Source organism: Lawsonibacter sp., assembly GCF_022777125.1.
In the GTDB taxonomy this organism is placed as follows: Bacteria; Bacillota; Clostridia; order Oscillospirales; family Oscillospiraceae; genus Lawsonibacter_A; species Lawsonibacter_A hominis.
The window spans coordinates 1-11004 of record NZ_JALFGV010000022.1 but is presented as its reverse complement, the minus strand read 5'-3'; the positions used below and the strand labels follow the sequence as shown (position 1 = coordinate 11004).

Sequence of the window (11004 nt, the reverse complement as noted above, 5' to 3'; positions counted from 1 at the left end):
CTTTGCCATCGGTCAGTGTACGCCCGGCGTGATCGCCGTCAATACCGCCACGTTTGTGGGGCAGAAGCAGAAAAGCATCCCCGGCGGTATCGTGGCGACCCTGGGACTGGTGTTCCCCTCCATCGTGATCATTTTGGTGATCGCGGCTTTTTTGCAGAGCTTCGCCGACCTGCCTGTGGTGATCCATGCCTTTGCGGGAGTACGGGCCTGCGTATGTGCGCTGATCCTTTCCAGCGTGCTCAAGCTGCGGAAGAGCTCCCTGGTGGACGGGCCTACCGCCGTTATCTTTGCAGTGGTTCTGGTGCTGGCGGTCATCGGGAATTTCATCGCCTTCGACGGGAATACGCCCTTGGGCGCGCTGCTCAACTTCCTGCTCTCCCCGGTGGTCCTGGTCGTGGCCGCCGGTGTGGCCGGACTGTGCATCCGGGGGGCGAAGGGGGCGCTGAACGCATGATCTATCTGCGCCTGTTTTACGAGTTTTTCAAGGTGGGCCTCTTTTCCGTCGGGGGCGGTCTGGCCACCATCCCCTTCCTCAGTGATATCGGCAGCCGCACCGGCTGGTTTACCCCCGGCGATCTGGCCAACATGATCGCCATTTCCGAGTCCACACCCGGTCCCCTGGGGGTGAATATGGCCACTTATGTGGGCTTTCACGTGGGCGGCGTGCCCGGCGGTGTGATCGCTACGCTGGGACTGGTCTGCCCCGCGATCGCTATCATCGCCCTCATCGCAGGCTTCCTGAAAAAATTCCGGGAAAGCCGCGCAGTGGACGCGGTCTTTTACGGACTGAGGCCCGCGTCCACCGCCCTCATCGCCGCCGCGCTGATCCAGGTGTGCTCCATCGCGCTCATGTTCCACCCGGCGACCGGCCCGGAGCAGGGTGCGTCCGCTCAGGGGTTCTACTGGCCCGCCATCCTCCTGGCGGCGGCGGTGTTTCTCTGCCTGCAGCTCAAGCCGCTGAAGAAACTCCATCCCATTGTATTCATCGCCCTGTCCGCTGCGGCGGGTATCGTGTTTCAGATGTAACTGCGCACGGCGCGAAAAGAAGGGCCCGGACAAGTCGTCCGGGCCCTTCTTTTCGCGCTTAGGTCTCGGGGCTGGCCACCAGGAAGAGGCAGTCGCTGCCGCCCTCTTCCGCGGGGAAGGCACCGTACATGGAAAAGTTGTACAGGAAACGTTCCGCCATGAGCACGCCGTAGCCGTCCTGACAGTGGTCGGTGGTGTCATAGGGATCGGCCACGATAAACACGTCGTCCTGCTCGGTCTCGGTGCCCATGGTATCGTAGCCGATGATGACCTGCCAGTGTCCGCCCCAGTCGTTCCAGCAGACCATGACCGGCTTGCCCTCGGCCAGCCAGCCCTGAATGGTATCCATCCAGACCTCCTCCGCCGGGGCCGCGTAATCCAGGGTGGTGGTGTATGTAAAGCCGCCTACGCCGTCGAACAGGTCCATAGCCTGCTTCAGCGTGGTGCCGGGATATCCCTCCAGCGCGGTGCCGTCCAGAGAGTGGCGCAGCGCGGAGAGCGTCTCCTCGTTCCAGCCGTCCAGCCGGTCGTACCAATTGAGCACCATCAGGGCGCTGGTGACGCCGCAGGCCCATTCGCTGGTCTGCTGCATGGTCTCAAAGCCGGTGAGGATGGTGCGCGTATCGCTGGACTGCATATGGTAGTAGTCCGGATGGGCAAAGTAAGGGGAATCCGGGTGGTCGCCCAGCCGCTCCACGGAGTCGGCGCCGTCCTCGGGGGAGAGGTCGACCGCGTAGGGGATCTTCATCTCGTCGGAAAAGGCGCCGGCCGCTGCCGACGCAGTTGGTGTGGCATCCACAGGGGATGCTTGGGCCGCCCCAGTCGGCTGGGCCCCTCCACCGGCGGTTTCGCCGCTGCATCCGGCCAAAAGGCCGGCGGCCAGTGTGAGGGTCAGCGCCAGAGTGACTGCTTGTTTCATTTCTCGATCTCCTTTAAAATCCGATTTCCCGCCGGCTTGCGGCGGGCTGATTGCATTATAAAGGCGAGAGGCTGGCGGCGCAATGCACAGTTTTGCCACTCTTTTCTAAAACGTTCGGGTAAAGGATAGAAGATTTGGCAAAGCTGGGCCTCTCCCAAACGGGAGAGGCCCAGCTTTGCCGAACAAGCTCCGCAGAGGCTGCGCCCGTAGGATGCAGCGCACGCGAAAAAGTGGCCATGCCGCTCAGTCCGCCAGAAGACAGCGCTCATTGCGGTCGACATAGTGGGCGTCCGCCCGGACCGTCAGGTCCCGCGGACCCGGTCCGTCGGGCAGGTAAAACCGGATGCCTGTCAACAGCAGGTCCCGGGGGAACGGACTGTGGTGGGGCGGCAGGGTAATCATCCGTACGCCCCGGCAGGCGTCCCCTTCCAGCAGCTCCAACTCCAGCGCCACCCGGCGCTCGGGAAGCAGACCCTCCAGGCGGAGGGAGCACTCCAGGATCTGCCCCCCGCCGTCAGGCCGCAGCACGCCCAAATCGGCGGTCATCAGCCCGCCGTTGAGCTCCAGCCGGCGTTCCAGCATATGCCTCACCCCCATAAAAGTCCATAGGGCAGGCCCCGAAAGGCCTGCCCTATGTAATAATGGAACACGAGGGGAGGGGGCCATACCATCCTATGCTCAGCGGGTCTGGCCGGTGCCGTAGATGATATACTTGCTGGAGGTCAGCTCCTCCAGCCCCATGGGGCCCCGCGCGTGCATCTTTTGGGTGGAAATGCCGATCTCGGCGCCCAGGCCGAACTCAAAGCCGTCGGTGAAGCGGGTGGAGGCGTTGACGTATACCGCCGCTGCGTCCACCGTATCCAGAAAACGCTGGGCGGCAAAGTAGTCGCGGGTGACGATGGCTTCGGAGTGACCGGTGCCGTGGGCGCTGATGAAGTCCACCGCCTCTTCAAAGCCGGAGACCACCTTCACCGCCAGAATATAATCGCCGAATTCCGTATCCCAGTCCGCAGGGGAAGCGGGCGTTACAAAGTCTCCCAGGATATCCCGGGTCAGCGGGCAGCCGCGGATCGCCACGTTCCTGCTCTGCAGGAGCTGCCAGGCCATGGGCAGAAAGTCCCGGGCCACCGCCCGGTCCACCAGCAGGCATTCCGCGGCGTTGCACACCGAGGGGCGGGAGCACTTGGCGTTATAAAGAATGCGGGCGGCCATGTCCAGATCCGCCTGGGCGTGCACGTATACATGGCATACGCCCACGCCGGTCTGGATCACCGGCACCCGGGCGTTTTCCACCACGCTGCGGATGAGCCCCGCGCCGCCCCGGGGGATCAGCACGTCCAGATACGCCGTCAGATGCATCAGCTCGTTGGCGCTGTCCCGGCTGGTGTCCTCCACCAGCGCGATGCAGTCCCGGGGCAGTCCGACGTGCTCCAGCGCGTCCCGCATGACGGAAATAAGGGCCTTGTTGGAGTGGAAGGCCTCCCTGCCGCCCCGGAGGAGGACGGAATTGCCCGACTTCAGACACAGGGCGGCGGCGTCCACCGTGACGTTGGGCCGGGCCTCGTAGATGATGCCGATGACGCCCAGAGGCACCCGGCGCTTGCCGATGACGAGCCCGTTGGGACGCTGGTCCATTTTTGTCACCGTGCCGATGGGGTCCGGCAGAGCGCAGACCTGCCGCACCCCTTCCACGATGCCGCGGATGCGCCCTTCGTCCAGGGCCAGCCGATCCTGAAGGGCCGGACGCATGCCGCTGTTCCGGGCCTCGGCCAGATCCAGCGCGTTGGCGGAGAGGATTTCCTCCTGCCGGGCCGCAAGGCTCCGGGCGATGGCTTCCAAGGCCGCGTTCTTTTTGGCGGTGCCGGCGGCCGCCAGGACCCGCTCGGCATTCTTGGCGGCCAGGCCCTGGGTCTCCAGTGTGGTCATGTCAATTCCCTCCTTTTGCACCGGCGGGGGCCGCAAAACGCGTACCCACGTCCCTGCCGGATACGATATCATAAATGGCTTCCATATTCTGCCCATTTGCAATGACCATGTCGATCCCGGCGTCCATTGCCACCTGGGCGGCGTTGAGCTTGGTGACCATGCCGCCGGTGCCACGCCAGGTGCCGGTGCCGCCCGCCATGGCCCGCAGCTGAGGTGTGATGGCGTCCACCCGGTGGATGAGCCGCGCGTCCGGATGGGTGCGGGGGTCGGCGTCGTACAGCCCGTCGATGTCGGAGAGCAGGATAAGCAGATCGGCCCCGCACAGGCGGGCCACGATGGCGGACAGGGTGTCGTTGTCGCCCAGCACCTTGCACTTGCCGGTCTCGATCTCCGCCGAAGAGACCGAGTCGTTTTCGTTGACCACGGGGATCACGCCCAGCTCCAGCAGCGCTTCGAACGTATTGTGCAGGTGCGCCGACCGGACGGGGGCGTCCACATCCTCGCCGGTCAGCAGGATCTGAGCCACGGTGCGGTTATACTCGGAAAAAAGCTTGTCGTAGACGTGCATCATCATGCACTGGCCCACAGCGGCCACGGCCTGCTTCCCGCGCAGCTCGTCCGGGCGCTGCTCCAGACGCAGCTTCCGGGTGCCGATGGCGATGGCGCCGGAGGAGACCAGGACGATTTCGTGACCCATGCCCTTCAGGTCGGACAGAACCCGGGCCAGGTGATCCATATTGTGTAAATTCAGACTTCCGGTGTCCCGCGTCAGAGTGGAAGTGCCCACCTTGACCACGATACGCCGGGGCAAAAGACCTTGCTCCACGTGCATCACGCTCCCAGATGCCTATCATATCACAAATGATAAGCGCGATAAAGTGTAAAAGTAAAAAAACAGTCATTTTAGTGATTCCATAAAGAAAACCGAGCGTTTTAGTACATTTTAACGGTTTTACGGTTGAAATCCGCTCCGTTTTGGAGTACAATAAGCCCCGCTGATCATTTGAAGAGGGCTGCGAGGTGGGAAAATGCTCAATATTGTGCTTTTTGAGCCGGAAATCCCACAAAATACGGGGAATATTGCAAGAACCTGTGCGGTGACCGGGATCCGTCTTCACCTGATCCGGCCGCTGGGCTTTGATATCAGCGATAAGGCGGTCAAGCGTGCGGGGCTGGATTACTGGCATCTGGTGGACCTGCACGTGTACGACGGCCTGGAGGACTTTTTTCAAAAGACCGGCGCCCAGGATATCTGGCTGGCCAGCAGCAAGGCCCCGCGGCCCTACACGCAGGCGGCCTTCCGGGACGGGTGCTACCTGATCTTCGGCAAGGAGACCGCCGGGCTGCCCCCGGAATTTCGAGAGCGCTACCGGGAGCGCTGTATCCGCATCCCCATCCGGGCGCAGGCCCGGTGTCTGAACCTCTCGAACTCAGCGGCGATTCTGGCGTATGAAGCGCTGAGGCAGTTGGACTTCCCCGGGCTGACGGGCCGCGGCGAGATGGGGGAGGGCCGTTGAATCCCCGCCGGCGGGGCGCAAGCTGCACTCAGCCGAGGCAGATCAAATCAGTGGGGCCCCTGCAGGGCGGCGCTCTGCGGGGCGGAGATGAAAGGAGATTCTTGAGATGAATTACCACAAGAAAACGGTCAAGGATATCGACGTGGCGGGGAAAAAAGTCCTGCTGCGCTGCGATTTCAACGTGCCCCAGGACAAGACCACCGGCGCCATTACCGACGATAAGCGCATCGTGGCCGCCCTGCCCACCATAAAATACCTGCTGGAGCAGAATGCTGCGGTCATCGCCTGCTCCCACCTGGGCAAGCCCAAGGAGGGGCCCGATCCCAAGTTCAGCCTGGCCCCGGTGGCCAAGCGCCTGAGCGAGCTGCTGGGCAAGCCGGTCATCATGGCCGCCGACGTGGTGGGCCCAGACGCCGCCGCCAAGGCCGCCGCCCTGAAAAACGGCGAGATTATGCTGCTGGAGAACACCCGTTTTGAGAAGGGCGAGACCAAAAACGACCCCGAGCTGGCCCGGAAACTGGCCGATATGGCCCAGGTCTACGTCTCCGACGCGTTTGGCTCCGTGCACCGCGCCCACGCTTCCACCGCCGGTGTGGCGGCTTATCTGCCCGCCGTATCCGGGTTCCTGATCGCCAAGGAACTGGAGATCATGGGCGGCGCATTGGCCGATCCCAAGCGGCCCCTGGTGGCCATTCTGGGCGGCGCCAAGGTCTCCTCCAAGATCGGCGTCATCAACAACCTGCTGGACATTGCCGACACCATCATCGTGGGCGGCGGCATGACTTATACCTTTATCAAGGCCATGGGCGGCACGGTGGGCACCTCCCTGCTGGAGGACGACTGGCTGGACTACTGCAAGGAGATGATGGCCAAGGCAAAGGAGAAGGGAGTCAAACTCCTGCTCCCGGTGGATACCGTCTGTGCCGACGCGTTTTCCGCCGACGCCAAGCCGGAACTGGTGGACACCATGAAGATCCCCGACGGGCGCATGGGCATGGATATCGGACCGAAGACCATCCAGCAGTTCTCCGACGCGGTGAAGGACGCGGGCACCGTGATCTGGAACGGCCCCATGGGCGTGTTCGAGTTCCCCGCCTTTGCCGAGGGCACCCGGGCCATCGCCAAGGCGCTGGCCGCCACCCATGCCATCACCATCGTCGGCGGCGGCGACTCTGCGGCGGCCGTGGCCCAGCTGGGCTACGCCGACCAGATGACCCACATCTCCACCGGCGGCGGCGCTTCCCTGGAGTTCCTGGAGGGCAAGGAGCTGCCCGGCGTGGCGTGCCTGCTGGATCAATAAGAAGCACGCCGCGGCGGCCGCTTGCCGCCCGCATTATGGATCGAAATGAAAGGACTGAATCATTGAAATGAACCGCCGCTATCGCAAGACCATCATCGCCGGCAACTGGAAGATGAATAAGACCCTCTCCGAGACGAAGGCCTTTGCCGAGGAGCTCAAGAATCTGCTGGGCAAGCCCAAGTGGTGCGAGGTCGTTCTGTGCGTGCCCTATGTGAACATCCCCTCCGCGGTCCGCCTGTTCAAGGATTGCCGTGTGTCCGTCGGCGCGGAGAATTGCCACTATGAGTCCCATGGCGCCTACACCGGCGAGGTGTCCGCCGAGATGCTCAAGGAAGTGGGCGTCAAGTATGTCATCATTGGACACTCTGAGCGCCGCCAGTACTATAACGAGACCGACTTCACCGTCAATAAGAAGGTCCACGCGGCCCTTGAGGCGGGATTGTACCCCATCGTCTGCGTGGGCGAGAGCCTGGAGCAGCGGGAGCTGGGCGTGACCATGGACCTGATCGCCTATCAGGTCAAGGCCGCCCTGGCAGGCGTGCCCGCCGATAAGATGCGCCATGTGGTCATCGCCTATGAGCCCCTGTGGGCCATCGGGACCGGCCGTACCGCCACCGCCGAGCAGGCCGGCGAGGTGTGCGAGGGCATCCGCACCATCGTCCGCAAGCTCTACGGAGCCCGTGTGGCACGTTCCGTTACCATCCAGTACGGCGGCTCCATGAACCCCAAAAACGCCGCGGAACTGCTTGCCCAGCCCGACGTGGACGGCGGCTTGATTGGCGGCGCGGCGCTGAAGGCGCCTGATTTTGTGGAGATTGTGAACGCAGCGAATCAGGAGTAAACGCCTCTCTTGAGCCGTCCCCCTGCCCGCATAGCCGGAAGACGCGCACAAGCGTTTGCGCAGCAAACCTTGCCGCGGGGCCGATTCGCCTGGTCCGGGGAAGACTGTGCCGCGGCCCCCGGCAAAGCGAAGCTTTGTTGGGGCGCACGGCGGCGGACGGAAAACGTACTCCGCTCTGAACAATAGATTCGAGGTTTTTTATGAGTAAAACACCGACGACCCTGATCATCATGGATGGCTACGGCCTGCGTGAGCAGCAGCAGGGCAACGCCATCGCCAACGCAAAAAAACCCCATCTGGACAAAATCTTTCAAGAGAACCCCTGCTGCCGTCTGTCCGCCTCCGGACTGGACGTGGGCCTGCCCGAGGGGCAGATGGGCAACTCGGAGGTGGGCCATACCAATATCGGCGCGGGCCGGGTGGTATTTCAGGACCTGCCCCGGATCAGCCGCGCCATTGAGGACGGGTCCTTCTTCCGGAACGAGGCCTACCTGGAGGCCATGGACGACTGCCGGGAGCGGGGAAGCGCCCTGCATCTGATGGGCCTTTTGTCCGACGGCGGCGTCCACAGCCATAACACCCACCTGTACGCCCTGCTGAAGATGGCCGGGGAGCGGGGACTGGAGAAGGTCTACGTCCACTGCTTCCTGGATGGACGGGATGTGCCGCCTTCTTCCGGCAAGGGCTTCGTGGAAGCACTGGCGGACAAGTGCGCCGAGCTCGGCGTGGGGAAGATCGCCACCGTTATGGGACGCTATTACGCCATGGACCGGGATAAGCGCTGGGACCGGGTACAGCGGGCTTATGACGCCATGACGCTGGGCGAGGGGATACAGAACCCCGATCCGGCGGACGCGGTACAAGCCTCCTATGACGCCGGGATTACCGACGAGTTTGTGGAGCCGGTGGTCTGCGACAAGGCCGGCCGGGTGCGGGAGGGGGACTCGATCATCTTCCTCAACTTCCGCCCGGATCGGGCCCGGGAGATCACCCGCTGTTTCGTGGACCCCGCCTTTACCGATGTGGAGCGGAAAAACGGAATGCCGACGGTGACCTATGTGTGCACCACCGAGTATGACGCCACGATGCCCAACGTGTCCGTGGCGTTCCCGCACCACAGGCTGGAGAATATTTTCGGGGAGTATATCGCCCGACAGGGCTATACCCAGCTGCGGATCGCCGAGACCGAGAAATATGCCCATGTGACCTTCTTCTTTAACGGCGGCGCGGAGCAGGTGTTCCCCGGGGAGGACCGCTGCCTGATCCCCTCCCCCAAGGTGGCCACATACGATCTGCAACCCCAGATGAGCGCCCCCGAGGTAGCCGCCGAGGCGGTGCGCCGCATCGAGAGCGGCAGCTACGACGTGATCATTCTCAACTTCGCCAACTGCGATATGGTGGGCCATACCGGCGTGTATGAGGCTGCCGTGAAGGCCGTGGAGGCCGTGGATGAGGGCGTGGGCAAAGTGGTGGAGGCCACCGCCAGAATGGGCGGCGTGAGCCTGATCACCGCCGATCACGGCAATGCGGAACGGATGCTGGAGGAGGACGGCGTGACCCCCTTTACCGCCCATACCACCAATCTGGTGCCGTTCTGCATCGTGGGCGCCGACGTGAAGCTGCGCCCCGGCCGCCTGGCCGATATCGCGCCTACCATGCTGGACCTGATGGGCCTGGAAAAGCCCGCCGAGATGGACGGGAGCACGCTGATCGTCTGAGCCGCGGCTGGGATCCGGCGGGAGCGCGCTCCCGCCCTGCCACAAGGCCTTCGACGGGCTTCCGGCCCGTCCCCCGCAGACCATCTCCCTGCAGGGCGGGGCGTGCCCCGCCGCCAATACGAAAGGAGTTTTTTTCATGAAGCAGATCATCGAAATCGTTGACGTACTGGGCCGCGAGATCCTGGACAGCCGCGGCAACCCCACGGTTGAGGTGGAGGTCTATCTGGAGGATGGTACGGTCGGCCGCGCTGCGGTGCCCTCCGGGGCTTCCACCGGGATCTACGAGGCCTGCGAGCTGCGGGACGGCGACAAGAGCCGTTACCTGGGCAAAGGCGTGCTCACCGCCGTACAGAACGTGAATACCGAGATCGCCGAGTGCCTGGTGGGTATGAACGTACTGGATCAGACCGAAATCGACAAGGCGCTGATCGAGCTGGACGGTACGCCCAACAAGACCAAGCTGGGCGCCAACGCCATCCTGGGCGCCTCCCTGGCCTGCGCCAAGGCAGCCGCCGAGTGCCTGGGTACCTCTCTGTACAACTATATCGGCGGAGCCAACGCCAAGGTGCTGCCCGTTCCCATGATGAATATCCTCAACGGCGGCGCCCACGCCACCAACAATGTGGAGATCCAGGAGTTCATGATCATGCCTGTGGGCGCCTGCTGCTTCCGCGAGGCGCTGCGTATGTGCGCCGAGGTGTTCCACACGCTGAAGAGCGTCCTCAAGGAGAACGGCACCCCCGCCGCCGGTGTGGGCGACGAGGGCGGCTACGCGCCCAACCTGAAAAAGGATGAGGACGCCCTGAAGGTCATCGTGGCGGCCATCGAGAAGGCGGGCTACAAGCCCGGCGAGGACTTCAAGATCGCCATCGACGCCGCCTCCTCCGAGTGGTGGAACGAGGAGGAGAAGTGCTATATCCAACCCAAGTCCGGTAAGAAGATGACCCAGCAGCAGCTGGTCAACATGTGGAAGAAGTTTGCCGATACCTATCCCATTATCTCCCTGGAGGACGGCATGGCTGAGACCGACTGGGAGGGCTGGAGCATGCTGACCCGCGCTATCGGAGATCGGGTCCAGCTGGTGGGCGACGACCTGTTCGTCACCAATACCGAGCGCCTGAAGACCGGCATTGAGAAGCAGGTGGGCAACGCCATCCTGATCAAGGTCAACCAGATCGGCACTCTGACCGAGACGATGGACGCCATCCAGATGGCCAACCGGGCCGGCTATACCGCCATCGTCTCCCACCGTTCCGGCGAGACGGAGGACGCCACCATCGCCGATATCGCCGTGGCCGTCAACGCCGGGCAGATCAAGACCGGCGCTCCCAGCCGCACCGACCGGGTAGCCAAGTACAACCAGCTGCTCCGCATCGAGGAGGAGCTGGGCGACGTGGCGCAGTACCTGGGGATGGACGCGTTCTTCAACCTGAAGTAAATGGAAGAGATCAAACGGGGCCGCTGTCCGTCGGACAGCGGCCCCGTTTTAGCGTCGCAGGGGTCCCGCTTAAAAACTTGGGAGGACGCCTGAAGGCAATAATGCGCACCTTCCTTGGGCGGGCCCCACTTTCCTGCCGCGGAAAGTGGGCCGCTAACGCTTCAGGCTGAGGATCTCACGGGCCTCGTCGGGCGTGGCGACTTCCCTGCCGAACTCCTCGATGACGCGGCGGGCGCGGTCGACAAACTGCACGTTGCTGTCGGCCAGCTTGCCCTTGGAGTACATGACGTTGTCCTCCATGCCGACGCGGATATGGCCG

Annotated in this window: 12 protein-coding genes; 7 read left to right on the top strand and 5 right to left on the bottom strand. The window is 63.3% G+C overall.

Features of this window, described 5'->3' with window-relative positions; genetic code table 11:
- Together MR825_RS02115 and MR825_RS02110 are read left to right on the top strand one after the other, a co-directional pair.
- The coding region (locus tag MR825_RS02115) for a chromate transporter (protein WP_287878507.1) at nucleotides 1-454 on the top strand (454 nt) is incomplete at its 5' end.
- Nucleotides 451-1026, top strand: coding sequence for a chromate transporter (locus MR825_RS02110; RefSeq protein ID WP_186907561.1), 576 nt, complete (start codon nucleotides 451-453; stop codon nucleotides 1024-1026). The genes MR825_RS02115 and MR825_RS02110, both read left to right, overlap by 4 nt.
- A gap of 58 nt (nucleotides 1027-1084) precedes the next feature.
- Here MR825_RS02110 and MR825_RS02105 read toward each other — a convergent pair whose 3' ends face one another.
- From MR825_RS02105 to proB, 4 genes are all read right to left on the bottom strand, one after another.
- Complete coding sequence (locus tag MR825_RS02105) at nucleotides 1085-1945, bottom strand: papain-like cysteine protease family protein (protein ID WP_287878503.1); 861 nt, start codon at nucleotides 1943-1945, stop codon at nucleotides 1085-1087.
- Between the two features lie 243 nt (nucleotides 1946-2188).
- The gene (locus MR825_RS02100) at nucleotides 2189-2527 is read right to left on the bottom strand and encodes a hypothetical protein (RefSeq protein WP_186907563.1); all 339 of its coding nucleotides are present in this window, start codon (nucleotides 2525-2527) and stop codon (nucleotides 2189-2191) included.
- Between the two features lie 96 nt (nucleotides 2528-2623).
- A complete protein-coding gene (locus MR825_RS02095) occupies nucleotides 2624-3871 on the bottom strand; it encodes a glutamate-5-semialdehyde dehydrogenase (protein ID WP_256176190.1) in 1248 nt (415 codons plus the stop codon).
- A 1-nt stretch (nucleotide 3872) separates the two neighbouring features.
- Complete coding sequence (proB, locus tag MR825_RS02090; protein ID WP_186907565.1) at nucleotides 3873-4703, bottom strand: glutamate 5-kinase; 831 nt, start codon at nucleotides 4701-4703, stop codon at nucleotides 3873-3875.
- 196 nt (nucleotides 4704-4899) lie between these two features.
- On the opposite strand from proB, the gene MR825_RS02085 reads away from it, so the two are divergent.
- The 5 genes from MR825_RS02085 to eno all read left to right on the top strand — a co-directional run bounded on the left by MR825_RS02085 (nucleotide 4900) and on the right by eno (nucleotide 10685).
- On the top strand, nucleotides 4900-5388 hold the full coding sequence (locus MR825_RS02085; RefSeq protein ID WP_186907566.1) for a tRNA (cytidine(34)-2'-O)-methyltransferase: 489 nt from the start codon (nucleotides 4900-4902) through the stop codon (nucleotides 5386-5388).
- Nucleotides 5389-5494: 106 nt separating this feature from the next.
- Entirely contained in the window at nucleotides 5495-6688 is a 1194-nt protein-coding gene (locus MR825_RS02080; RefSeq protein ID WP_186907567.1) for a phosphoglycerate kinase, read from the top strand.
- Between the two features lie 67 nt (nucleotides 6689-6755).
- A complete protein-coding gene (tpiA, locus tag MR825_RS02075; RefSeq protein ID WP_256176191.1) occupies nucleotides 6756-7529 on the top strand; it encodes a triose-phosphate isomerase in 774 nt (257 codons plus the stop codon).
- A gap of 200 nt (nucleotides 7530-7729) precedes the next feature.
- The gene (gene gpmI / locus MR825_RS02070) at nucleotides 7730-9247 is read left to right on the top strand and encodes a 2,3-bisphosphoglycerate-independent phosphoglycerate mutase (RefSeq protein ID WP_186907569.1); all 1518 of its coding nucleotides are present in this window, start codon (nucleotides 7730-7732) and stop codon (nucleotides 9245-9247) included.
- Nucleotides 9248-9383: 136 nt separating this feature from the next.
- Entirely contained in the window at nucleotides 9384-10685 is a 1302-nt protein-coding gene (gene eno / locus MR825_RS02065) for a phosphopyruvate hydratase (RefSeq protein ID WP_256176192.1), read from the top strand.
- A gap of 153 nt (nucleotides 10686-10838) precedes the next feature.
- Here eno and MR825_RS02060 read toward each other — a convergent pair whose 3' ends face one another.
- The gene (locus tag MR825_RS02060; RefSeq protein ID WP_353845856.1) at nucleotides 10839-10997 is read right to left on the bottom strand and encodes a 3-keto-5-aminohexanoate cleavage protein; all 159 of its coding nucleotides are present in this window, start codon (nucleotides 10995-10997) and stop codon (nucleotides 10839-10841) included.
- Nucleotides 10998-11004: the final 7 nt, after the last annotated feature.

Bases quoted from the DNA above. Each gene is read 5' to 3' on its own strand.
- MR825_RS02110 (WP_186907561.1), top strand. From the start codon at position 451: ATGATCTATCTGCGCCTGTTTTACGAGTTTTTCAAGGTGGGCCTCTTT.
- MR825_RS02105 (WP_287878503.1), bottom strand. From the start codon at position 1,945: ATGAAACAAGCAGTCACTCTGGCGCTGACCCTCACACTGGCCGCCGGC.
- MR825_RS02100 (WP_186907563.1), bottom strand. From the start codon at position 2,527: ATGCTGGAACGCCGGCTGGAGCTCAACGGCGGGCTGATGACCGCCGAT.
- MR825_RS02095 (WP_256176190.1), bottom strand. From the start codon at position 3,871: ATGACCACACTGGAGACCCAGGGCCTGGCCGCCAAGAATGCCGAGCGG.
- proB (WP_186907565.1), bottom strand. From the start codon at position 4,703: ATGCACGTGGAGCAAGGTCTTTTGCCCCGGCGTATCGTGGTCAAGGTG.
- MR825_RS02085 (WP_186907566.1), top strand. From the start codon at position 4,900: ATGCTCAATATTGTGCTTTTTGAGCCGGAAATCCCACAAAATACGGGG.
- MR825_RS02080 (WP_186907567.1), top strand. From the start codon at position 5,495: ATGAATTACCACAAGAAAACGGTCAAGGATATCGACGTGGCGGGGAAA.
- tpiA (WP_256176191.1), top strand. From the start codon at position 6,756: ATGAACCGCCGCTATCGCAAGACCATCATCGCCGGCAACTGGAAGATG.
- gpmI (WP_186907569.1), top strand. From the start codon at position 7,730: ATGAGTAAAACACCGACGACCCTGATCATCATGGATGGCTACGGCCTG.
- eno (WP_256176192.1), top strand. From the start codon at position 9,384: ATGAAGCAGATCATCGAAATCGTTGACGTACTGGGCCGCGAGATCCTG.